The 23,266-nt window shown below is 71.0% G+C and carries 20 protein-coding genes; 7 read left to right on the top strand and 13 right to left on the bottom strand.

Annotation, left to right across the window (positions count from 1 at the left end):
- Positions 1-5: 5 nt before the first annotated feature.
- The 9 genes from ADY59_RS24395 to ADY59_RS24355 form a co-directional block, all read right to left on the bottom strand.
- Positions 6-1,385, bottom strand: coding sequence for a DNRLRE domain-containing protein (locus ADY59_RS24395; protein WP_156325699.1), 1,380 nt, complete (start codon positions 1,383-1,385; stop codon positions 6-8).
- 299 nt (positions 1,386-1,684) lie between these two features.
- Positions 1,685-2,689 (bottom strand): sugar phosphate isomerase/epimerase family protein, encoded by a 1,005-nt coding sequence (locus tag ADY59_RS24390; protein ID WP_049566011.1) that lies wholly within the window; start codon positions 2,687-2,689, stop codon positions 1,685-1,687.
- Positions 2,686-3,837, bottom strand: coding sequence for a Gfo/Idh/MocA family protein (locus ADY59_RS24385; RefSeq protein ID WP_049566008.1), 1,152 nt, complete (start codon positions 3,835-3,837; stop codon positions 2,686-2,688). The genes ADY59_RS24390 and ADY59_RS24385 overlap by 4 nt, the downstream gene beginning before the upstream one ends.
- Before the next feature lie 11 nt (positions 3,838-3,848).
- Complete coding sequence (locus ADY59_RS24380; RefSeq protein WP_049566007.1) at positions 3,849-4,904, bottom strand: ABC transporter substrate-binding protein; 1,056 nt, start codon at positions 4,902-4,904, stop codon at positions 3,849-3,851.
- Positions 4,901-5,920: an ABC transporter permease gene (locus ADY59_RS24375; RefSeq protein ID WP_082310362.1), complete on the bottom strand. Its 1,020-nt coding sequence runs from the start codon at positions 5,918-5,920 to the stop codon at positions 4,901-4,903. The genes ADY59_RS24380 and ADY59_RS24375 overlap by 4 nt, the downstream gene beginning before the upstream one ends.
- Positions 5,920-7,398, bottom strand: a complete 1,479-nt coding sequence (locus ADY59_RS24370) for a sugar ABC transporter ATP-binding protein (RefSeq protein ID WP_231618857.1) — start codon at positions 7,396-7,398, stop codon at positions 5,920-5,922. Before ADY59_RS24370 ends, ADY59_RS24375 begins: the two co-directional genes overlap by 1 nt.
- A gap of 20 nt (positions 7,399-7,418) precedes the next feature.
- Positions 7,419-8,576 (bottom strand): ROK family transcriptional regulator, encoded by a 1,158-nt coding sequence (locus tag ADY59_RS24365; protein ID WP_049566001.1) that lies wholly within the window; start codon positions 8,574-8,576, stop codon positions 7,419-7,421.
- Between the two features lie 149 nt (positions 8,577-8,725).
- The gene (locus ADY59_RS24360) at positions 8,726-9,598 is read right to left on the bottom strand and encodes an SDR family oxidoreductase (protein WP_049565998.1); all 873 of its coding nucleotides are present in this window, start codon (positions 9,596-9,598) and stop codon (positions 8,726-8,728) included.
- 61 nt (positions 9,599-9,659) lie between these two features.
- On the bottom strand, positions 9,660-10,232 hold the full coding sequence (locus tag ADY59_RS24355) for a TetR/AcrR family transcriptional regulator (protein WP_049566060.1): 573 nt from the start codon (positions 10,230-10,232) through the stop codon (positions 9,660-9,662).
- 113 nt (positions 10,233-10,345) lie between these two features.
- On the opposite strand from ADY59_RS24355, the gene ADY59_RS24350 reads away from it, so the two are divergent.
- Positions 10,346-11,884, top strand: a complete 1,539-nt coding sequence (locus ADY59_RS24350; protein ID WP_053175094.1) for a carboxylesterase/lipase family protein — start codon at positions 10,346-10,348, stop codon at positions 11,882-11,884.
- Here the strand turns inward: ADY59_RS24350 and ADY59_RS24345 are convergent.
- A complete protein-coding gene (locus tag ADY59_RS24345; RefSeq protein WP_082310361.1) occupies positions 11,874-12,941 on the bottom strand; it encodes an MBL fold metallo-hydrolase in 1,068 nt (355 codons plus the stop codon). The genes ADY59_RS24350 and ADY59_RS24345 overlap by 11 nt on opposite strands.
- 46 nt (positions 12,942-12,987) lie before the next feature.
- On the opposite strand from ADY59_RS24345, the gene ADY59_RS24340 reads away from it, so the two are divergent.
- Positions 12,988-13,827 carry a glutathione S-transferase family protein gene (locus ADY59_RS24340; RefSeq protein WP_049565995.1) on the top strand — a complete coding sequence of 280 codons (840 nt, stop codon included), beginning with the start codon at positions 12,988-12,990 and terminating at the stop codon, positions 13,825-13,827.
- On the opposite strand, the gene ADY59_RS24335 is transcribed toward ADY59_RS24340, so the two are convergent.
- On the bottom strand, positions 13,769-15,106 hold the full coding sequence (locus ADY59_RS24335; RefSeq protein ID WP_049565992.1) for an MFS transporter: 1,338 nt from the start codon (positions 15,104-15,106) through the stop codon (positions 13,769-13,771). The genes ADY59_RS24340 and ADY59_RS24335 overlap by 59 nt on opposite strands.
- The gene (locus ADY59_RS24330; protein WP_049565990.1) at positions 15,103-15,672 is read right to left on the bottom strand and encodes a winged helix-turn-helix domain-containing protein; all 570 of its coding nucleotides are present in this window, start codon (positions 15,670-15,672) and stop codon (positions 15,103-15,105) included. Before ADY59_RS24330 ends, ADY59_RS24335 begins: the two co-directional genes overlap by 4 nt.
- 71 nt (positions 15,673-15,743) lie before the next feature.
- On the opposite strand from ADY59_RS24330, the gene ADY59_RS24325 reads away from it, so the two are divergent.
- The 5 genes from ADY59_RS24325 (at position 15,744) to ADY59_RS24310 (ending at position 22,267) form a co-directional block, all read left to right on the top strand.
- Complete coding sequence (locus ADY59_RS24325) at positions 15,744-16,388, top strand: B3/B4 domain-containing protein (RefSeq protein ID WP_049565988.1); 645 nt, start codon at positions 15,744-15,746, stop codon at positions 16,386-16,388.
- A gap of 204 nt (positions 16,389-16,592) precedes the next feature.
- A complete protein-coding gene (locus tag ADY59_RS24320) occupies positions 16,593-20,231 on the top strand; it encodes a multifunctional oxoglutarate decarboxylase/oxoglutarate dehydrogenase thiamine pyrophosphate-binding subunit/dihydrolipoyllysine-residue succinyltransferase subunit (protein ID WP_049565984.1) in 3,639 nt (1,212 codons plus the stop codon).
- 241 nt (positions 20,232-20,472) lie between these two features.
- Positions 20,473-20,646: a DUF6104 family protein gene (locus tag ADY59_RS51620; protein WP_193318541.1), complete on the top strand. Its 174-nt coding sequence runs from the start codon at positions 20,473-20,475 to the stop codon at positions 20,644-20,646.
- Between the two features lie 92 nt (positions 20,647-20,738).
- Positions 20,739-21,542, top strand: a complete 804-nt coding sequence (locus tag ADY59_RS24315) for a DUF4097 family beta strand repeat-containing protein (RefSeq protein WP_049565982.1) — start codon at positions 20,739-20,741, stop codon at positions 21,540-21,542.
- Positions 21,539-22,267: a PadR family transcriptional regulator gene (locus ADY59_RS24310; protein ID WP_049565979.1), complete on the top strand. Its 729-nt coding sequence runs from the start codon at positions 21,539-21,541 to the stop codon at positions 22,265-22,267. Before ADY59_RS24315 ends, ADY59_RS24310 begins: the two co-directional genes overlap by 4 nt.
- A 35-nt stretch (positions 22,268-22,302) precedes the next feature.
- Here ADY59_RS24310 and ADY59_RS24305 read toward each other — a convergent pair whose 3' ends face one another.
- Positions 22,303-23,259: a zinc-binding dehydrogenase gene (locus tag ADY59_RS24305; protein WP_049565977.1), complete on the bottom strand. Its 957-nt coding sequence runs from the start codon at positions 23,257-23,259 to the stop codon at positions 22,303-22,305.
- Positions 23,260-23,266: the final 7 nt, after the last annotated feature.

Raw genomic sequence — 23,266 nt, 5'->3', positions numbered from 1 at the left:
CCGTTCTACCGGGAGTAGACGACCGCCAGGGTGGGCGGTTTGACGCCTTCCTCCTTGTTCTCGGAGGCGGCGAACGCCCGCCAGTTCGTGGCCTCGTTCTCGTCGGCGCCGCGGAGCTGGATGCCGTGGTTGGGGGCGCCCTTGGCCCACGCCTGCGCGATGCCGGTCACGCCCCACGTCAGGAACCCGGCGCCGCCGGCGCAGGGCTCGGTCCAGGTGCGGCCCCGCCCGGCGCGGACGGTGGACGAGCCCGCCGTGACGGTGGCGGGCTTGTTGTCCCAGTTGAGGTTGTTCTCGTCCCAGGGGCCGGTGACCCGCTCGGCGGTGAGGCCGGAGCCGACCCGCAGACCGCAGGCGTTGGTCTCGACGTTCCACATGGCCAGCGCGGCCCCCAGGACCCGCTTGCCGGTGAACGCGGCGGTGTCGAACCTGACCAGGCTGCGCATCACGTCGCCGCCCTGACCGTTCTCCCACGGCATGGTGCCCGCGATGATCATCGGGTCGCCGGGGTGCGAGGCCCAGGAGGTGGCCACGTCGGTGTCGACCTCCACGCCCGGCAGGGTGATCGTCGGATCGACGGTCACCGGGTAGACCCGCTCCGGGGCCGAAAGGAACGCCTCGTCCGGCTTGAGCACCAGGACCTTGGCGCCGTTCTCGGTCCGTACGGCGGCGTCGACGGGGGCGACGGCGTCGCCGCGCGGCTTGCCGTGCCCGCCCGCGTCCCACATCACCGGCCGCGCGCCCGCCGCGACGACCTCGCCGCTGTCGCTCTTGAGCTGCAGCCGCCCGTCCGCGGCCTCGCTCAGCTCCACTCCCTCGGTCCGTACGGGGATCCGCAGCTCGATCGGCCCGGCCGGCTTCGTACGGAGCACCACGTCGTGCCGGAAGCCCGTCGGCAGGACGGTCACCACCAGGTCGGCGCCCGGCCCGGCCGCGTCGGCGAAGGTGGCGACGTTGTCCTGGACCCGGGGCGCGGGCAGCGCCGTCGGCCACCGCAGGGAGAACGTCCGCCCGTGCTCGTCGGCCATGGTGGCCAGCGGGCCCTCGCCGCCGCCGGACACCTCGATCCGGGCCTTGGCCGCCTTCGGCCTGAGCACGCCGCCCTCGGCGACGAGCGAGGTGTCGATCGGCACCCACCGGCCGCCCTGCTTCACGTTGGACGGGCCTGAGGTGATGGTGGCCGTGTAGGTGCCGTCAGGGTTGGCGACGGTGGTGCTGTTCTCGTCCGTCAGGCTCGGCACGGGCACGGCGCGGCCGGTCTTGGCGGCCTCCGCGGTGGCGGCCTCCACAGCCGTGGGGGGCGTGGCCGCGTGGGCCGTGGGAACTCCCGAGAGAGCGGTCACGGCGGCGACCCCGAGCGCCAGTTTGCCGACAGTGCTCTTCATGACGATGCGCAAATGAGTTGTCCTCACGTCAAGTTCGTGGCGGCATGCGACCGCGGAGGGGCGTAGTTCCGTTGTCACGCCCCTCCGTCCCCTGATCGCACGGCGTCACAGAAGTATCACGACGGCATATCGGGGTGAAATAGGAAAAAGGAAATGCGACCTAGATCACAAAGCATTGAGTGACCGAGTTAAGCGCACGGTCATAAAATAGTTGGTGTTTAAAGTATTTCCGGGCCGAATTCCGGAAAAGGCACGGGCCGCGCCCCCGTACTGGACGCGGCCCGTGCGGGAAAAGGTCGTCAGCCCGACGAGAACGCCGCGTCGAACGCGGTCGCCGGCGGGGTGATGGCGTTGAGGTCGCGGATGTAGGCCAGGGCCTCACGGGCGCCGTCGAGACGGTCCATGCCCGCGTCCTCCCACTCGATCGAGATCGGGCCCGCGTAGCCGATCGAGTTGAGGGCGCGGAAGCAGTCCTCCCACGGCACGTCGCCCCGGCCCGTCGAGACGAAGTCCCAGCCCCTGCGCATGTCGGCCCACGGCATGTGGGACGACAACCGGCCCCGGCGCCCGTCACCGACGCGCATCCGGGTGTCCTTGCAGTCGACGTGGTAGATGCGGTCGGCGAAGTCCAGGATGAACGCCACCGGGTCGAGGTCCTGCCACACCATGTGGGACGGGTCCCAGTTGAGGCCGAAGGCGGGCCGGTGCCCGATCGCCTCCAGCGTGCGCACCGTCGTGTAGTAGTCGTAGGCGATCTCGCTCGGGTGGATCTCGTGCGCGAACCGCACGCCCACCTCGTCGAACACGTCCAGGATCGGGTTCCAGCGATCGGCGAAGTCCTGGTAGCCCGCGTCCACCATGGACGCCGGGACCGGCGGGAACATCGCGACCGTGTGCCAGATCGACGAGCCGGTGAAGCCCACCACCGTGTCGACGCCCAGCAGGGCGGCGGCACGGGCGGTGTTCTTCAGGTCCTCGGCCGCCGCCTGACGCACCGACTCCGGGTCACCGGAGCCCCAGATGCGGGCCGGCAGGATCGCCTTGTGCCGCTCGTCGATCGGATGGTCGCACACGGCCTGGCCGACGAGGTGGTTGGAGATCGTCCACACCTTGAGGCCGTGCTTGTCGAGCTGGGCGCGCTTCTGCTCGACGTAGGACGGGTCGGCGACGGCCTGGGCCACGTCGAAGTGATCACCGGAGCAGGCGATCTCCAGGCCGTCGTAGCCCCATTCGGCGGCCAGCCGGCACACCTCCTCGAACGGCAGATCGGCCCACTGACCGGTGAACAGTGTGATGGGTCTCATGAATCCTCCACGCTGGTGAAGCGGCTGCCGTCGGCCGCGCTCCGCTCGACCGCCGCGAGCACGCGCTGCACCCGCAGCCCGTCGGCGAAGGACGGCGAAGGGTCGCGGCCCTCGGCGATCGCCTCCAGGAAGTCCTTGATCTCGTGCGTGAACGTGTGCTCGTAGCCGAGGCCGTGGCCCGGCGGCCACCAGGCGCCGACGTACGGGTGGTCGGGCTCGGTGACGAGGATGCGCTCGAAGCCCCGGCCGCCCTCGCTGAACCACAGCTCGTTCATCGACTCGAAGTCGAAGGCGAGGCTGCCGAGCGAGCCGTTGATCTCGACGCGCAGCGCGTTCTTGCGGCCGGTGGCGAACCGCGTGGCCTCGTACGAGCCCACCGCCCCGCCGGACAGCCGGGCGGTGAACAGGGCCGCGTCGTCCACCGTGACCGTGCCCCTGCCGGAGCCGCCCCCGGCCGACAGCCCGGACGACGACTCGGGCAGCGGCCGTTCCTTGATGAAGGTCTCGGTCAGCGCGGACACGCCCACGATGTGCTGGCCGCTGATGAACTGGGTGGCGTCGATGATGTGCGCGCCGATGTCGCCCAGCGCGCCCGAGCCCGCCTTGTCCTTCTGCAGCCGCCACACCAGCGGGAAGTCCGGGTCGACGATCCAGTCCTGCAGATACTGGGCACGCACGTGCCGGATCTCGCCCAGCCTGCCCTGCTCGACGAACTGCCTGGCCAGCGCCACCGCGGGCACCCGCCGGTAGTTGAAGGCCACCATGCTGCGGCCCGTCGCCGAGGCGGCGGCCCGGACCATGGCCTCGGCCTCGGCCACGGTGTTGGCCAGCGGCTTCTCACAGATGACGTGCTTGCCCGCGCGCAGGGCGGCGATGGCGATCTCGGCGTGCGTGTCGCCGGGCGTGCAGATGTCGACCACGTCGACGTCCGCGCGCGCGATCACCTCACGCCAGTCGGTCACCGCCTCCGCCCAGCCCAGCCGCTCGGCAGCCGCCTCGGTCGCCTCCTTCGACCGGCCCGCGATCACCTGCATCCGCGGCACCGCTTCCAGGTCGAAGAAGGCGGCGACGCTGCGCCAGGCCTGGGAGTGGACGCGGCCCATGAAGGCGTAACCGATCATGCCGACGCCGACGGTTCTTGCTGACATGCAACCCCCGATCAGGATTCGAAGCCGAGTTCCAGGTATCGCTCGACGTTCTCCTTGGTAATGGTCTCGGACGCGAGCGTGATGGACTGCGGAACCTGGTTCTCCACGAGGTCACTCATGCCCTTGCCTTGGGCGATCAGGCGCGCCAGCTTGATGGCCGAGGAAGCCATCGTGGGGCTGTAGGTGACCGTGGCCTGCAGCACCGACGAGCCCGACTGGATCTCCCGCATGGCGTTGGCCGACCCCGCGCCGCCCACCATGATGAACTCGTCGCGGCCCGCCTCCTTGATCGCGGCCAGCACGCCGACCCCCTGGTCGTCGTCGTGGTTCCACATCGCGTCGATCTTCTTGTGGGCCTGCAGCAGGCCCGTCGCCACCTGGTTGCCGGTCTCGACGGTGAACTTGGCGTCCTGCTTGGCCGTCACGCTGAAGCCGTACGTCTTCAGCGCGTCCTCGAAGCCCTTGCTGCGGTCCTGGGTGAGCGGGAGCGTGGCGATGCCCTGGATCTCCACGATGACCGGGTTCGACACGCCCTTGTCCTTGAGCGCCTTGCCGATGTGGTGACCGGCGGCCACGCCCATGCCGTAGTTGTCGCCGCCGATCCAGGTCCGGTAGGCGAGCTTGTCGGGGAAGACGCGGTCGAGGTTGATGACGGGGATGCCGGCCTCGGTCGCGCGCAGCGCGATCTGGTTGAGCTGCTGGCCGTCGTTGGGCAGGATGACCAGCGCGTTCACCTTGGCGGCGATGAGCGACTCGACGGCGGAGATCTGCTGGTTGATGTCGTTGGTGGGCTCGACGGGCTTGAACTCGATGTCCGGATACTGCTTGGCGGTGGCCTCGGCGTTCTTGGCGATGGCGGCGATCCAGCCGTGGTCGGCGGCGGGCGCGGAGAAGCCGATGACGACCTTGTCGCCGGGCTCGTCGTTGCCGCTCGCCGCCGGGGCCGGCTGCGGCGCGGCCGTGGTCGGCGAGGCCGCCGGCTCGTTGCTGGTGCAGCCCGCCGCTAAGAGCGCGGCGCCACCGAGACCGCCGACCAGGAATCCCCTGCGCGCGACGTTGTTGCTCATGGTGCTCTCTCCTTCAGATTTCGCCGCTGGAGAAGGACGGCGACGACGATGATCAGGCCCTTGGCGATCAGCTGGTCGCTGGTGTTGAGGCCGTTGAGGATGAACAGGTTCGTGATGAGCGTGAAGATGAGCAGGCCCAGGATCGAGCCGACGATCGTGCCGCGGCCGCCGGTGAGCAGGGTGCCGCCGATGATGACGGCGGCGATGGCGTCGAGCTCGTACAGGTCGCCGTGGGTGGACGAGCCTGTCGTGGTCCGAGCCATGATCAGGATGGCCGCGATGCCGCAGCAGAGCCCGGACAGGGCGTAGAGCAGCATCGTGTGGCGGCGGACGTCGATGCCGGCGAGCCTGGCGGCTTCCGGGTTGCCGCCGACGGCGTAGGTGCGGCGGCCGAAGGTGGTGCGGTTGAGCAGGATCCAGCCGAGCACCACGACCAGCGCGAAGATGTAGACGAGCAGCGGGATGCCGAGGACCCGGCTGGTCGACAGGGCGGCGATGGCGCCTTCGCCGTCGATGAGCTGGGTCTTGCGGTCGGACATGCGCTGCGCCAGGCCGCGCGCCGCCACCAGCATGGCCAGGGTGGCGATGAACGGCACGAGCCGCCCGTAGGCGATGAGCCACCCGTTGACGAGCCCGGTCCCGGTGCCGACGAGGATGGCGCAGATCGCCATGACGACCGGCCCGAACTCCTGGGTGGCGACCGTGGTCGCCCACACCGACGCCAGAGCCATGATCGCGCCGACCGACAGGTCGATGCCGCCGCCGATGATCACGAAGGTGGCGCCGACGGTGATCACGCCGATCGTGGCGGCCAGGGACAGGATGCTGACGAGGTTGGAGGCGGAGGCGAAGTTCTCCGGCCGGGTGACCAGGCCGACGACGACGAGCAGGCCGATCGCCACCAGCAGGCCGAGATGCCGGGCCCCGGTCAGGGCGTTCAGCGTGGCGCGGGCCGGTGGTGGCGCGGCACCGCCTGTGTCGGGGACCGCCGCCGGCGGTCTTCGGGCGTCGCTCATCAGGCCGCTCTCCCATTCATGATCATGTCGAGCACGCGGTGCTCGTCGAGTTCTCCGGCGTCGCCCTCGTGGATGACCGATCCCTCGCGCACCACCAGCACGCGATCGGCCAGGCCGAGGACCTCGGGCACCTCGCTGGACACCAGCAGCACGCCGATGCCCTGGTCCGCCAGGTCGCGGATGACCGCGTACAGCTCCGCCCTGGCTCCCACGTCGACGCCCCTGGTCGGCTCGTCGAGCAGGAGGAGCCGGCGGCTGCCGAGCAGCCAGCGGGCCAGCACCGCCTTCTGCTGGTTGCCTCCGGACAGGGTCCTGATCGGCCGCTCGGGGTCGGGCGGGCGGATGTCGAGCGCCTTGACCAGCCGCTCGGCCTCGGCGCGCTCGCGGCCCCGGTTCATCCAGCCGAACTTGGCGAAGCCCGGCAGGCTGCCCAGCGTGATGTTGGCGGTGACGCTCTGGTCCAGGAGCAGGGCCTGGGCCTTGCGCTCCTCGGGCGCCAGGCCCATGCCCTGGCGCACGGTCTTGACGACGCCGCCGCGCCGCACCTGCCGCCCGGCGAGCACGACCTTGCCCGAGGCGGGGCGGGCGCCGTACACCGCTTCCAGGATCTCCGAGCGGCCGGAGCCGACCAGGCCGGCCAGGCCGACGATCTCGCCGGCGCGGACGGCGAAGCTCACGTCGCGGAAGGCGCCGGGCGAGGTCAGGTGCTCGACGTCGAGCACCTTGTCGCCGGGTGGCCGGGCCGCGCGGGGCGGGAAGACGTACTCGACGTTCCTGCCGGTCATCAGGGAGACGATCTGCGAGGTGGGGGTGTCGCGCGCGGGCAGGCCGACGGCGACGGTGCGGCCGTCCTTGAGCACGGTCACGCGGTCGCCGATCTCGCGGATCTCCTCCAGCCGGTGCGAGATGTAGACGACGGCCACGCCCTGGGCGGTGAGTTCGCGGATGATCCGGAACAGGTTGGCCACCTCGTCGTGCGCCAGCGCGGCCGACGGCTCGTCCATGATGATCAGGCGGGCGTCGTGCGAGAGCGCCCTGGCCATCGAGACGACCTGTTTGGCCGCCGGTGAGAGCCTGCCGACCTCGGTGGACGGGCGGATCTCGCCGTGGCCGAGCCGTTCCAGCACCTCGCGGGTGGCCCGGTGGCCGGCTCCGGTGTTGACGAAGCCGAGGCGGGCGTGCTCGTGGCCGAGGAAGATGTTGTCGGCCACGCTCAGCCCGTCGACCAGGTCGAGCTCCTGGTAGATGGTGGCGAAGCCGAGCCGGATGGCGTCCATCGGGCTCGACGGGCGCACCTGCGCGCCGTTGAACTCGACGGTGCCCTCGTCCGGCTGGTGGACGCCGGCCAGTACCTTGATCAGCGTGGACTTGCCGGCGCCGTTCTGGCCGAGCAGGCAGTGCACCTCGCCCGCGCGCACGTCCAGGTCCACCCCGTCCAGCGCGCGCACGCCGGGGAACTGCTTGACGATTCCCCTCATGACGAGCATCCGGCTCCCTTTCAGGCGTTGACGATGCGGTTGATGTTGTCCGGGGACAGGTAGTGCTCGATCGCGAGGATCCCGGCGCCCAGTGCGGCGGCGTTGATCCCCATGCGGCTCGGCACGATCGACAGGTGGTGGGTGGCCAGCGGCAGTGAGCGCCGGTAGACGGTCTCCCTGATGCCGGCGAGCAGGTGCTCGTGGACCCGCGACAGGGCGCCGCCGATGACGATGACCTGGGGGTTGAAGAAGTTGACCAGGCTGGCCAGCACCTCGCCGATGAGCCGGCCGGCCTCTCTGACGAGCCGCAGCGCCTGGGTGTTGCCCGCCTGGACGAGCGCGACGACGTCGGCCCCCGACTCGGCGGGGACGCCCAGTTCGGTGAGCCGGCGCGCCACGGCGGCGCCGCCGGCGACGGCCTCCAGGCAGGCGCTGTTGCCGCAGCGGCAGCCGGCCTCGTCGTGGCCGCTGACCCGGATGTGGCCGATGTCGCCGGCCGACCCCTGCGCTCCCCTGTGCAGGGTGCCCTCGGCCACGATGCCGCAGCCGATGCCGGTGCCGACCTTGACGAACAGCAGGTGGCGAATGTCGCCGAAGGCGTTGCGGTGCTCGCCGAGTGCCATCACGTTGACGTCGTTGTCCACCAGGACGGCGGTGCCGCCGAAGTATTCGGGGATCGGGTACTCGTTCCAGCCCGGCATGATCGGCGGGTTGTTGGGCCGCCCGGTGGCGAACTCGACGGGGCCGGGCACTCCCATCCCGATGGCCCGCAGCGCCGCCCTGGGCCGGCCGGCCTCGGCGAGCAGCCGTTCGAGCCGGCTGTCGACGTGCGCCAGCACGCTGTCGGGGCCGTCGCCGATCAGCAGCGAGTCCTCGCACTCGGCCAGCACGTCGCCGGAGATGTCCATCAGGGCGATGCGGCAGTGCGTGGCGCCCAGATCGACGCCGGCGAAAGCGTGCTCCTCGGTGTGCAGGCGGAGCTGGCGGGGCGGGCGTCCGCCGGTCGACTCGCCGCTCTCGGTCTCCTCGACCAAACCGCGCTCGATCAGCGCGTCGACGCGCTGGGAGATCGTGGATCGAGCCAGCCCGGTGAGCCGGGCGAGGTCGGAACGGGTCGTCGCGGATCCTGCGCTGATCAGCGTCAGGACATCGCCGGGCGAGCCCGGAGTGGGGGTCATGTCGCGACAATAAGATCACTCATCCGGCAATTCAAGAGTGCGAGCCGCCCAAACTCGCCCCACTTTCGCCGATGATCGAACAAAGCCCGATTTTTGGGCATAAAACAGGGCACCGACTCGTTCGGTCGGTGCCCCCGGTGCGCCTGCGTCTAGAGCATCGCCTTCATCGAGTCCGCCGCCGTGAGGACGTACGGCTGCTCGGCCATGACGGACGACCAGTTGTCCGCCAGCGCCTCCGGCGTGAGGTCGTCGGCCTTCCAGCCGGGCCCCTCGGCCACGAACACCCGCGCCACCCGCCCGCCGCCCACGCTGAAGACCTCGCCACTCGCCTCGCACGAGTCGTGCACCAGGTAGGCGACGAGCGCGCTGACCCGCTCGGGCGTGAACTTGGCCTCGAACTCGGCGGGCAGCAGCGCCTCGGTCATCCGCGTCCAGGCGATCGGAGCGATGGCGTTGGCCTTGATGCCGCTGCGCGCACCTTCGATGCCGAGCGTCTTGGTGAGCCCGACCAGGCCCATCTTGGCGGTGGAGTAGTTGGCCTGGCCGAAGTTGCCGAACAGGCCGGCCGGGCTGGAGGTGTTGACGATCCGCCCGTAGCCGGCCTCCTTCATGAACGGGTAGGCCGCCTGGCTGACCAGGTAGGAGCCGCGTACGTGCACGGCGAGCACGTTGTCGAAGTCCTCGACCGTCATCTTGCCGAACGACTTGTCCCGCAGGATGCCGGCGTTGTTGACGACGATGTCGATCTTCCCGAACGCGTCGACGGCCGCCTGCGCGATCGCCCTGGCCCCTTCGGGGGTGGCGACGTTGTCGGTGCTGGCGACGGCCTGGCCGCCGTTCTTGGTGATCAGCTCGACCACGTCGGCGGCCGGGCCGGTGGAGGCGCCGGTGCCGTCGAGGGCGCCGCCGAGATCGTTGACGACGACCTTGGCGCCCCGCTCCGCCAGCAGGAGGGCGTGCGAGCGGCCGAGGCCGTGCCCGGCCCCCGTGACGATCGCGACCCTGTCATCGAACCGAAGCATCGAACCTCCATCGCAGGAGAACAACATTCTAGTACGAGCACCATAACCCGAACCCGGGCGTTCAGCCGAGCAGCTTGGCGACCGCCCGCAACCCGTCGAGCACCTCGGCGGCGGTGGGCGCGCTGTCGGGATCGCTCAGGCACTGCACCATGACGCCGGTCATCAGCGCGACCTGCACGGTGCCCAGCGTGCGCGCGGAACGCTCGGACACCTCGCCTTCCGGCACGCTGTCCAAGATCGCCGCCATCCCGGCGCGCCCCTGCCGGGTGCCCTCGGCCAGCGTCGGGCGCAACTCGGGCTGACGCTGGGCCTGCATGAACAGCTCGATCGAGGCCAGCCACAGGTCCGGATGGGCCTTGAAGTCGGCGAGCAGGCCTTCCCACATGCGCTCGTAGTGCGCGACCGCCGGGCCGCCGGACTCCGGCACGAGCGCGCGCCCCATGGCGTCGCCCCACTCGTCGAGGATCTCGAACAGCGCCTTGTTGAGCAGCGCCTCCCGCGACCCGTAGTGGTAGCCGATGGCGGCCATGCTGACGCCGGCGGCGGAGGCGATGTCGCGCACGCTGGTGCGGTCGTAACCCTTCTCGCGCAGGCACCGCTTGGCCCCGGCGAGCAGATCTTCACGGTTCCCCATGCGGCGCAGCATACCAAGCTCCTCATGCGAACGCCTTAGGCGATCGACTTGCGCGTTCGCCCAAATTCTCGTACGGTCCCTTCCAGATCACGACGAGACGGAGAAACACCCAGATGAACCCCGCTTACGGACGGCTCGCAGGACTGCTGGCGGCCGGTCTGCTCGCCACGGCGATCCCCGCCGTGTCCGCCATCCCCGCCGCCGCGACCGGCCCCGAGGTGGTCACCACGGCCTCCGGCGAACTCCGCGGATCGGCCGCGGACGGCGTGCGCGCCTTCCGGGGCATCCCGTACGCCGCGCCGCCCGTCGGCGACCTGCGCTGGACCTCGCCCCGGCCCGCCGCGCCGTGGACCGGGGTGCGCGACGCCACCGAGTCCGGCGCGGCCTGCGCCCAGCCCACCGGCTACCCGATCGGCGTGCCCAGCGAGAACGAGGACTGCCTCTACCTCGACGTCACCACACCGGCCCGGGTCAAGACCAAGCTGCCCGTCATCGTGTGGATCCACGGCGGCAGCCTCATGTACGGCACGGGCGACATGTACGGTCCCGCGCGGCTCGCCTCTGCCGGAGCCGTGGTCGTGTCGATGAACTACCGGCTGGGCGTGATGGGCTTCCTCACCTCCCCGGCGCTGGGCGGGTCGGGCGGCTTCGGGCTGGAGGACCAGCAGGCCGCGCTGCGCTGGGTCCGCGCGAACATCGCCGCGTTCGGTGGCGACCCCGGCAACGTGACGATCATGGGCCAGTCGGGCGGCGGCTACGCGGTCTGCGGGCACCTGGTTTCACCCGCGTCCAAGGGCCTGTTCCACCGGGCGATCGTGCAGAGCGCCCCGTGCGCCACGGGCGGCTCGCGGACCCGGGCCGACGCCGAGGCCGAGAGCGCCAGGGTGATCAAGCAGGTGGCCTGCGACGAGGCAGGCGACGTGGCGGCGTGCCTGCGCGCGGTGCCGGCGGCCAAGCTGCTGGCCGCCTACGGCGCCTTCGTCGAGCCGCGCCCGGTGGCGGGCACCGGCCTGCTGCCCCGCACCCCCGCGCAGGCCCTGCGCAGCGGCCGGTTCAACCGCGTCCCGGTGCTGGTCGGCGTCAACCACGACGAGGAACGCGGCATGATCGCCGGCCAGGAACTGGCCCCCGGCGGCCGCCCGATGCGGGCCGGTGAATACGAGCCCGCGATCCGCAAGGAGTTCGGCGCCGACGCCGCCGCTGTGCTGAAGCGCTACCCGCTGCGGGCCTACGGTTCGGCCGGGGAGGCCCTGGCCGCCGTGCGTACCGACCACGCCTGGGCGACGCCCACGCTCGACACCGCCCGGCTGCTGTCACGCTGGACGCCCACCCGGATGTACGAGTTCGCCGAGAAGGACACGCCCTGGTTCGCCGGCTACCCCGCCACCAGCTTCCCGGTGCGCGCCCAGCACATGGCGGAGCTGCCGTACCTGTTCGACCTGAAGCTGTTCGAGAAGCTGCCGCCCCGGCAGGAGCGGCTCGCCGGGCGGATCATCGGCTCCTGGGTGCGGTTCGCGGCCTCCGGCGACCCGGGCTGGCCTCGGTTCGGCGAGCGGGACCGGCACGTGCGCTCGCTCACCGCGGGGACGTGGAAGCGCGCGGCGTTCGAGCGCGACCACGCCTACGGGTTCTGGGCGGGGCTCACCCGCTGAGCGGAGCCACCCAGAGGTCCGGCTCCCCCTGCTCCCGCCTGGCCCGGCCCCGGGCCTCCAGCCACACCAGGTGGGCCAGCGTCTCGTTGTTGGCCGCGCGGCGCATGAACGGCGGGATCGACTCCCACGGCCGCGACCATGTCAGCCGGGTCGCCACCTCCCAGCAGCTCACGCCGCCGGACACGCCGAGCACCTGCTCGATCTCGGCCAGCCGCTCGGCGTGGTGGGCCATCACGTGATCCACCCGCCCGGCCAGCTCCAGGAACCGGTACTCGTGGGCGGGCAGCACCTCCTCCACGTCCAGGTCACGCACCGCGGCCAGCGCGCCGAGGTAGTCGGCCAGCGGGTTCGGCCCCGACTGCGGGTGCACCGCGACGATCGGCGTGATCCTGGCCAGCACGTGATCTCCGGAGAACAGCAGCTTCCTGGACGGCGAGGTGAAACACAGGTGCCCTGGCGAGTGCCCAGGCGTCCACAGCGCCCGCAGGTCCCAGCCGGGCAGGTCGAGCCGGTCGCCGTCCTCGATGAGCCGGTCGGGCTTGGCCATCGACACCATGTGCCTGATCATCATGGACGCGCCGGCCAGCTCGTCCAGGGTGGCCGCGGGCACGCCGCAGCGCACGAGCAGCGCGCGCTCCCGGGCGACCAGCGACCCGATGGCGTCGTCGTCGTAGCGCTCGCGCACCAGTCCGGCGTCGGCGGGATGCAGCCCGATCCAGGCGCCGGACGCCTCGCGGACGCGCCCGGCCAGGCCGTAGTGGTCGGGGTGGATGTGGGTGACCAGCACCGCCTTCACGTCGGTGATCGCGTAGCCGGCCACGGCGAGCCCGGCGACCAGCGCGTCGTACGCCTCGTCGGTGTTCCACCCGGCGTCCACGACGGCCACGCCGTCGTCGCATTCGAGCACGTACACCAGGACGTAGCGCAGCGGGTTGATCGGGATGGGCACCGGCACCGACCACAGGCCCGGCCGCACCCGCTCCACCTCGGGGATCGTCCCGCCCGTCCATGCCGCACGCTGCTCCTCGCTGGAAGGAGTCACCACGAACTTCGCCATGCCCGAGATTCTGCCCGGCGTTCCGGAAGCATGTTCTACTGGGGCCATGAAACGTGAAATCGCCGATGACGGGCGCTTCGTCAGGCAGCCGAACCGTTTCACCGACCGGCTCGGCCCGCCCGAGCCGGGCCGCTACCGGCTCTACGCCTCCTACGCCTGCCCGTGGGCGCAGCGGGTGCTGATCGTGCGCCGGCTCCTCGGCATCGAGGACCTGCTGGACGTGACGATCGTGGACCCGATCCGCGACGAGAAGGGCTGGCGGGTGCCGGACGGCGTCTACCTGTCGGAGCTCTACCTGGCCACCGACCCGGGCTTCACGGGCCGCTACACGGTGCCCTGCGTCTGGGACGGCAAGGAGGGGCGGATCGTCACCAACGACTTCCCGCGGATCACCCTCGACCTGGAGACCACCTGGAGCCGGACGCCCGACCTCTACCCGGAGGCGCTGCGCCCGGACATCGACGCCATGAACGAGCGCGTCTACCGCGGCCTCAACAACGCCGTCTACGAGGCCGGCTTCGCCACCGCCCAGGAGGCGTACGAGGAGGCCGTGGGCCGCGTCTTCGCCACGCTGGACTTCCTGGAGGAGCGGCTGACGGGCCGCGAGTTCCTCTTCGGCACGCTGACCGAGAGCGACGTGCGCCTCTACACGACGCTGGCCCGGTTCGACAGCGTCTACTACGGCCACTTCAAGTGCTCGGTGCGCCGCCTGACCGACTATCCGGCGCTGTGGTCGTACGCCAGGAGGCTGTACGCGATCCCGGCGTTCGGCGAGACCACCGACTTCGACCACATCAAGCGGCACTACTACGTCACGCAGACGAACATCAACCCGAGCCGGATCGTACCTGTGGGCCCGGAGCTGGACTGGTCCGCGGCATCCTGACGAACAGCGACGCCGAGGCCATGATCAGGCAGGCGGCCACCGACCAGGCGGCCGCCGTGCCGGCCCCGGTGGCCAGCGCGCCGAACCCCAGGTTGGAGGCCGCACCGCCGGCCTGCAGCGCGAGCGAGCTCGTCGAGGTGACGGTGTTGCGCCGCCCGGCGTCCACGGCCTTGTGCGTCATCTCCAGGCACAGCAGGCCCGCCACGGAGAGCCCGGCGAACAGCACGACGTAGGCGGTCCCCGCCGTCACCAGCCCGGCCGCCCCGCCGAGCCCCGCCGTCGCGGCCAGCGCTGCCACGGACGCCCCGGTCAGCAGCGTGCCCGCCACCGCCCCGGCCACCGGCGCCGGACCGCCCGCCGCGGTGGCGCGGCCCGCGAGCCGCGCCACGCGGGGCGCCATCGCGCTCCCGGCCGCGCTGCCGGCGAACCCGAGCGCCGCCACGATCGCGTACGCGGTGCTGCCCTGCTCGGCCGTCCCCGCCAGCTCGGCCAGCCGCCCGGGGGTGAGCAACTCGACGGCGGTCAGCGCGACCCCCGACCCGGCGGCGACCAGCATCAGCCGCCGCAGCACCGGCGCGCCGGCCACCAGTCGCACCCCGCCGCCGACGGTCGCGGGCACCTCCCGCACGAGCCCGCGCAACGTCCCGCGCCCATCGGTCTTCCCGTACCTGTCCCGCTTCCCGTACGTGTCCCGCGACGGCTCGGGCAGCGCGATCAGCACCACCACCAGCAGGACCGCGGCCGCCACGGCGCCGGCCAAGGCCGGGACGGCGAGCGGGGGCAGCGGGCCGGGCGGCACGACGAGGGGCACGAACCCGCCCGCGAGCACCCCCAGGCAGAGCGCCGCGGCCTCCATCGCCCCGCCCCTGGCCAGCCCCCGACCGAGATCGGCGTCGCGGCCCTCCAGCTCATGCAGCGTGTCGACGTACCAGGCGGTGGCGGGCCCGCTGGACAGCGCGCGGCCCACCCCCTTGAGCACCGCCATGCCCAGAAACATCCACACCGTCGTCGAGACCGCCATCAGCGCGAGCGCGCCGAGCGTGAACGCCGCCGACGCGGCCAGCACCACGCGGCGTCCGACGACGTCGGCCAGCCCGCCCGTGGGCAGCTCCAGCGTGATCGTGACGATCGAGAACACCGTCGTGACGAGCCCGACCTGGGCCAGGCTGAGCCCCCGCTCGGTCATCAGCAGCACCATCACCGGCATCATGAGCCCTAAAGGCAGCCAGGTCAGGAACGCGACCAGCATGTAGCGCCGCAGCGCGGACCGGGCGTTCATGCCTCCTCCTCCCCCGTCCGGCGCGGGAACCCGCCCATCCAGACGAGGACCTGCTCGGCGTCCGGCGCGTCCGCGTGACGGGCCCCGAACTCCTCCAGCAGTTCGCCGACCTGGCGTGAGAGCTCCAGCAGGGCCGAGGCGGGCAGCCGGACCAGCGTGTCGCTCAGCCCCGCGGCCCGCACCCACTCGTCACCCCACTCGCCCTCGTCGAACTCCTGGACCTGCCGCCCGAGCACCGCAACCTGACGCATCCGCATGATCTTGACCGCCTCGCGCCCTTCGGGGCTGCCCGACATCTCCAGGTTGTCCCAGGTGGTGTAGCGGTGGCGGGACCGCCAGCGGCGCTCGCGGCCGTCGCGCTGATCGGGGTCCTCCTCGATGAAGCCGTACTTGGCGAGCTCGCGCAGGTGGTAGCTGGTCGAGCCGGAGCTCTCGCCCACCACCCGGCCCAGCCCGCTCGCGGTGGCGGGGCCGTCGGCGCGCAGCAGGCCCAGCAGCCGCACCCGCAGCGGGTGGGCCACGACCTTGAGCACCTGCGGATCACTGATCTTGAACTCTTCCTCCATGCTTCGACGATAGACCGCAAAGAGATTTTTGCAAAGTGTTTTTTGCGGTAGCGCCCTCCTAAACTGGCCGCATGCTTGACGACATCACGGTGGACGAGGCGGTCCTCGCGCTCCGCCCGGACTTCGCCGTCCTGGCCATGACGGCCCACGGCCTGCGCAACGGCCCCACCGACGACACGACCCGCGCCTGGCTGAGCGAGGCGGCGACGCACGAGGTCCAGGCGGACAAGATCGACGCCTGGAAGGACGCCTACCGCGCCTTCGGCGCCAAGCCGCAGCGCACCCGCCCCTCGGTCGACGCCCTCACCCGCAGGATGCCCCTGCCGGAGATCAACCGGGTCGTCGACGCGTACAACTCGATCAGCGTGAAGCACGCGCTGCCCATCGGCGGCGAGGACCTCGACCGCTATGCCGGCCCGCCCCGGCTCGTCAGGGCGGCGGGCGACGAGGCGTCGGAGGAGGCGCTCGGGCAGCCGGAGCCCGGCGAGGTGATCTGGCGCGACGACGTGGGCGTCACCTGCCGCAGGTGGAACTGGCGCCAGGTGGCCCGCACCCGGCTCACCGAGGAGACCACCAACGCGATCTTCCTGCTGGAGCGGCTGGAGCCGATGGCGATGGAGGAGCTGAAGGAAGCCGGCGAGGAACTGGCCGATCTTCTGACCCGGCTGTCCCCCGATGTCCGGATCGCCTCGCGGGTCGTGGCCGGCGGGAACTAAACCTCGCGCCCCGCTGTTGATACCAAACGGTAATGTTGACGGCACCACCTGGATTGACTAGGGGGGCGTGACCTCTTCGGGCACTCCTGAGAGGATCAGGCGAGGCGGCAGCGCCTCGCGGGCGCGCGCCGTCGGTCCGGGCGAGTAGCCTTGGACAGGTTCTCTAACATCAACGCCGATCTGCGGAAGAGGGCGATTTGCGCCGTGTCGTCTGAGTCGTCGCGGACAAACCCGCTGGCAAGCTTTGGTCAGAATGAGTGGCTTGTCGACGAGCTGTACCAGAAGTACCTCCAAGATCCCGAGTCTGTCGACAAGGCTTGGTGGAACTTCTTCGCTGACTACAACCCTGATTACGGACCGGGCCGTACCCCGGTCAGGGAGGCGGCGAACGGCACTGCGACCGCGCCCGCTGCCGCTCCGGTCAAAGCGCCGCCACCGGCGCCGGCCGAGAAGCCCAAGCAGCCCGTCACCCCGGTGCCCAAGGGCGCCGAAGAGGTGAAGCTGCGCGGGGCGGCGGCCCGTACGGCCGCCAACATGGACACCTCGCTGTCGGTCCCGACCGCGACGAGCGTCCGGGCCATCCCGGCCAAGCTGCTCATCGACAACCGCATCGTGATCAACAATCACCTCAAGCGGGGTCGCGGCGGCAAGGTCTCCTTCACGCACCTGATCGGCTTCGCGATCGTCAAGGCGCTGAAGGCCATGCCGGAGATGAACTTCTTCTACGCCGAGGTCGACGGCAAGCCGACCCTGGTCAAGCCCGAGCACGTGGGTCTCGGCCTGGCCATCGACGTCCAGAAGAGCAACGGCGAGCGCCAGCTCCTCGTGCCGTCCATCAAGGCCGCCGAGGACATGGACTTCCGGCAGTTCTGGATGGCCTACGAGGAGGTCGTCCGCAAGGCCCGCGCCGGCAAGCTCGGCGTCGACGACTTCACCGGCACCACGATCTCGCTGACCAACCCCGGCACGATCGGCACCGTCCACTCCGTGCCGCGCCTGATGCCCGGCCAGGGCACGATCATCGGCGTCGGCGCGATGGAGTACCCGGCCGAATACCAGGGCGCGTCCCCCGACACGCTCTCGCGCCTGGCCGTCTCCAAGGTCATGACGCTGACCAGCACCTACGACCACCGGATCATCCAGGGCGCCCAGTCGGGCGACTTCCTGCGCACGATCCACCGGCTGCTGCTCGGCGAGGACGGCTTCTACGATGAGATCTTCGAGGCGCTGCGCATCCCGTACGAGCCGGTCCGCTGGGTGCGCGACATCTCGGCCTCGCACGACGAGGACGTGGCCAAGTCGGCGCGGGTGATCGAGCTCATCCACGCCTACCGGGTGCGCGGCCACCTCATGGCCGAGACCGACCCGCTCGAGTACAAGCAGCGCAAGCACCCCGACCTCGACATCCAGTCGCACGGCCTGACGCTGTGGGACCTGGAGCGCGAGTTCGCCACCGGCGGCTTCGGCGGCCGGCCGCTGATGAAGCTGCGCGAGATCCTGGGCGTGCTGCGCGACTCCTACTGCCGCACCGTCGGCATCGAGTACATGCACATCCAGAACCCCGAGGAGCGGGCCTGGATCCAGGCGCGGGTGGAGAAGCCCTACGCCTCCCCCGAGCGCGACGAGCAGCTCAACATCCTGAGCAGGCTCAACACCGCCGAGGCGTTCGAGACGTTCCTGCAGACGAAGTTCGTCGGCCAGAAGCGCTTCTCGCTGGAGGGCGGCGAGTCGCTGATCCCGCTGCTCGACTCCGTCATCAGCGACGCCGCCGACGAGGGCCTCGACGAGGTCGTCATCGGCATGGCGCACCGCGGCCGGCTCAACGTGCTCGCCAACATCGTGGGCAAGTCCTACGCGCAGATCTTCGGCGAGTTCGAGGGCAACATCGACCCGCGCACCGCGCACGGCTCCGGCGACGTGAAGTACCACCTCGGCGCGACCGGCACGTTCACCGCGCCCAGCGGCAAGACGATCAGCGCCTCCGTGGTCGCCAACCCGTCGCACCTGGAGGCGGTCGACCCGGTGCTGGAGGGCGTCGTCCGCGCCAAGCAGGACCTGCTGGAGCGCGGCGAGGAGGGCTTCACCGTCCTGCCCGTGCTCGTCCACGGCGACGCGGCCTTCGCGGGCCAGGGCGTGGTGGCCGAGACGCTCAACCTGTCGCAGCTGCGCGGCTACCGCACCGGCGGCACCGTGCACGTGGTGGTCAACAACCAGGTGGGCTTCACCACCTCGCCGGCCTCCTCCCGGTCCTCCGTCTACGCGACGGACGTGGCCCGGATGATCCAGGCGCCGATCTTCCACGTCAACGGCGACGACCCCGAGGCCGTGGTGCGCGTGGGCGAGCTGGCCTACGAATACCGCCAGGCGTTCCGCAAGGACGTCGTGATCGACCTCATCTGCTACCGCCGCCGCGGTCACAACGAGGGCGACAACCCGGCCTTCACCCAGCCGCTGATGTACGACCTGATCGACGCCAAGCGCTCGACCCGCAAGCTCTACACCGAGGCGCTGATCGGCCGGGGCGACATCACGGTCGAGGAGGCCGAGTCGGCGCTGCGCGACTACCAGGCCAAGCTGGAGCAGGCGTTCACCGAGACCCGCGAGGCGGCCAAGAAGCCGCTGGAGGCGGGCGCGATGCGGGTGCCGCCGACCGAGGTCGTCAAGTGGTCGCACGACGACACGCCGACCGCGATCAGCGACGAGACGCTCAAGCGCATCGTCGACACCCAGCTCAACCTGCCCGAGGGCTTCACCGTCCACCCGCGTCTCGCGCCGGTGTTGCAGCGCCGCGGCCAGATGGTCGAGCAGGACTCGATCGACTGGAGCATGGGCGAGACGCTGGCGTTCGGGTCGCTGCTCATCGACGGGCACCCGGTCCGCCTGGTGGGCCAGGACTCCCGGCGCGGCACCTTCACCCAGCGGCACGCGGTGCTGGTCGACCGGGTGACGGGCGCCGAGCACACCCCACTCAAGTCGTTCAACGAGGGCACCACGAAGTTCTACGTCTACGACTCGCTGCTGAGCGAGTTCGCGGCGCTGGGCTTCGAGTACGGCTACAGCGTCGAGCGTCCCGACGCCCTGGTGGCGTGGGAGGCGCAGTTCGGCGACTTCGTCAACGGCGCCCAGACGATCATCGACGAGTTCATCTCGTCGGGCGAGCAGAAGTGGGGCCAGCGCTCCGGTGTCGTGCTGCTGCTGCCGCACGGCTACGAGGGCCAGGGCCCCGACCACTCCTCCGCCCGCATCGAGCGGTTCCTTCAGGTCTGCGCGCTCGACAACATGACGGTCGCGCAGCCGACCACCCCGGCCAACTACTTCCACCTGCTGCGCTGGCAGGTCGAGTCGGGGCGGCACAAGCCGCTGGTCGTCTTCACGCCCAAGGTGCTGCTGCGGCACAAGAAGGCCACGTCCAAGGCGTCGGACTTCACCTCCGGCACCTTCCAGCCGGTGATCGGCGACAGCACCGTCGATCCGGCCAAGGTGACGAAGGTCGTGATGTCCTTCGGCAAGATCCACTACGACCTGCTCGCGGCTCGTGAGAGCTCCGGGCGCGACGACGTCGCGCTGGTCCGGATCGAGCGGCTCTACCCCTACCCCGCCGAGGAGCTCAACGCCGAACTGGCCCGCTACGGGTCGCAGGCCGAGCTGGTGTGGGCGCAGGACGAGCCGGTCAACATGGGCGCGTGGCCCTACCTGTCGCTCAAGCTGGCCGAGGACCCGCAACTGCTGGACGGCCGCCCGCTGCGGCGCGTCTCGCGTACCCCCAACAGCTCGCCCGCGGCCGGCTCGCACGCCGCCCACGACGCCGAGCTCGAGGAGATCGCGAAGCAGATCTTCGGCTGATCACGCCACACCGGTGAGCCCCCGCCCCGGCGGGGGCTCACTGCTGATTTGGACAGGTGAAGCGGGCGCCGCCCTCAAAAGCCGCCGCCCAGGCCGATCACCGTCGCCGCCCACGCGGCCAGTCATCGGGTCGTCCCGCAGACCGCTCGGACCTCGATAAAGTCAGACGCGGGCGTGCGGACGCCTGGATTCCGGCCGCGGACCTCACGTCGCGGCTGAAGAGCTGACTGAACGGAGCACCATGTACTTCACCGATCGGGGGATCGAGGAGCTGGTCGAACGGCGGGGCGAGGAAGAGGTCAGCCTGCTGTGGCTGGGCGAGCGGCTGCGCGAGTTCGTCGACCTCAACCCCGAGTTCGAGACCCCGGTCGAGCGGCTGGCGACCTGGCTCGCGCGGCTGGACGACGAGGACTGAGCTTCGCCCATAACGCGATACATCTTGAGATTTCGGCAGACGCGACATATCGTGTCTGTCAGAAGGCTCGTGTCGCCAGAGAGGGCGGGATCATGCAGCAGTGGACCATCGAGGGGCCGGAGAAGCTCACGTTCGGGCCTGTCGACTCGCTCGACGTGCGCATCGTGGCCGGCCGGCTGGCCGTGCTCGCGAGCGACGGGCCGCCGACACTCGAGGTGACGGAGTTCGACTCGGCCTCCCCGCTGGTCGTGACGTACGACGAGGCCACCCGCGAGCTGAGCGTCACCTACAGGGACCTGACGTGGGACGGTCTGCTCGGCTGGCTGCGGCGCGACCGGCGCCGGACCGTCGCGACGCTCACCGTGCCGCGCCACTGCCGGGTCAGCGCCGGCGTGGTCACGGCGTCCGCCGTGGTGGCCGGGTTCGAGCGGACGACACTGGTCAAGAGCGTGTCCGGGGAGATCGTGCTCGACGGCGTGAGCGGTGAGGTGAGCGCGGCGACCGCCTCCGGGGCCGTGGAGAGCCGGGCGATGGAGGGCGACCTGTCGTTCAAGAGCGTCTCCGGCGAGCTGACCGTGGCCGGCGGCACGCCGCGCCGGCTGCGCGCCAACACCGTCTCCGGGCGCATCACCGCCGACCTACGGCTCCGGCCGACCGGGCACGTGACGCTCAGCACGGTCTCAGGTGCCATCCTGGTGAGGCTGCCCGAGACCGCGGAGGCGGACGTCAACATCAGATCCACCTCCGGCCGGCTGGTCAGCGCGTTCGAAGAGGTCGGCGGCACGGGCGGTCCGGGCCACAAGGCGATGACGGGCCGGCTGGGCGGCGGCATGGCGTCGCTGACGGCGACGACCGTGTCCGGCGAGGTCACGTTGCTCAAGGGGGAGAAGCGATGAGTCCCGTCTTCGGTCATGGCCGGCTCCGGCTCTACCTGCTGAAGCTGCTGGAGGAGAGCCCGCGTCACGGCTACGAGGTGATCCGGCTGCTGCAGGACCGCTTCCTCGGCGTCTATTCGCCCTCCCCCGGCACCATTTACCCGCGCCTGGCGCGGCTGGAGGAGGAGGGCCTGGTCACCCACGAGGTGGTCGACGGCAAAAAGGTGTTCTCCATCACCGACAAGGGCCGCGAGGAGCTCGGCGACCGCCTCGACGAGCTCGACGACCTGGAGGAGGAGATCGCCGCCTCGGTGCGCGACATCGCCCGCGAGGTCAAGGAGGACGTACGCGACACCGTCAGGTCGCTCCGCGAGGAGCTGACCAGGATGGCCAAGGACGTCCGGGTGGACACCCGCGTCGACGTACGCCGACAGCAGCAGGAGTTCAGGCGGATCCGGGAGGAGCAGGCGCGCCAGTGGCGCGAGCACGCCCAGCACTGGCAGGACGAGAGCGGGCGGCTCACCGGCGAGTGGCGCCGGATCTGGGCCGAGGTGTGGAGCACGCTGGGCGGCGCGCCCGCGTCGCGGGCCGGCCTCGACAACGAGCTGGGCGAACTGCTCGCCGACTTCGTCGCCGGGGCGCGCGAGGAGGCCTCCCGGGCCAGCCTCACGCGCGAGCAGCTCGACCAACTCCGCCTGGTGCTCGACGAGGCCGCCACCCGCGTCCGCGACACTCTCCGGTCATGATCCGCTACGGCCTGCGCCCGCCGCTGCAGCGCCTGTCAGCCCGTAAAGACGATCTTGCCGAACACGTCGCCGGCGTCCATGGCGGCGAAGCCCTCCCTGGCCTCGGTCATGGGCAGCGTCCGGTCGATCACCGGCCGGACGCCGGTCTGCTCCAGGAAGACGGCCAGGCGCTGGAGCTGGTCGCGGGTGCCCATGGTGGAGCCGACCACCGACAGCTGCAGGAAGAAGACCCGGTTCAGGTCGGCGGGCGGCACGGCGCCGCTGGTCGCGCCGGAGACCACGATCCGCCCGCCCGGCCTGAGCGACTTGAGCGAATGGTCCCAGGTGGCCTGGCCGACGGTCTCCATCACCGCGTCCACCCGCTCGGGCAGCCGGGCGCCCGGCTCGAAGACCTGGTCGGCGCCGAGCTCGCGGGCCCGCTCCCGCTTGTCCCCCGACCGGCTCGTGGCCCAGACGCGGTAGCCGCCCGCCCGGCCGAGCGCGATCAGCGCGGTCGCCACACCGCCGCCCGCGCCCTGCACGAGCACGGTCGCGCCCGGCTCCAGGCCGGCCTTGCCGAACAGCATCCGGTAGGCGGTCAGCCAGGCCGTCGGCAGGCAGGCGGCCTGCTCGAAGCTGAGTGCGGCGGGCTTGGGCACGAGGTTGCGGCGCGGCACGGCCACCCGCTCGGCGAACGTGCCGTCGTGGGTCTCTGACAGCAGCGACCGCTTCGGGTCCAGCGTCTCGTCGGCTCCGGTGCCGATCACGGCGTGCACGATGACCTCGTTGCCGTCCTCGTCGACACCGGCCGCGTCGCAGCCGAGCACGATCGGCAGCCGGTCCTGCCTGATGCCGACGCCCTTGAGCGTCCACAGGTCGTGGTGGTTGAGCGCGGCCGCCCGCACCGAGACGGTCGTCCACCCGTCGGGCGCCTTCGGCTCAGGGTGCTCACCGAGCGTCAGCCCGGCGAGGGGATTGTCGGGGTCGGTCTGTGTGGCGGTAACGGCGAACATGGCCGCA

The organism is Nonomuraea sp. SBT364, assembly GCF_001083785.1.
GTDB lineage: Bacteria > Actinomycetota > Actinomycetes > Streptosporangiales > Streptosporangiaceae > Nonomuraea.
This window is presented reverse-complemented; position numbering and strand designations above follow the sequence as displayed.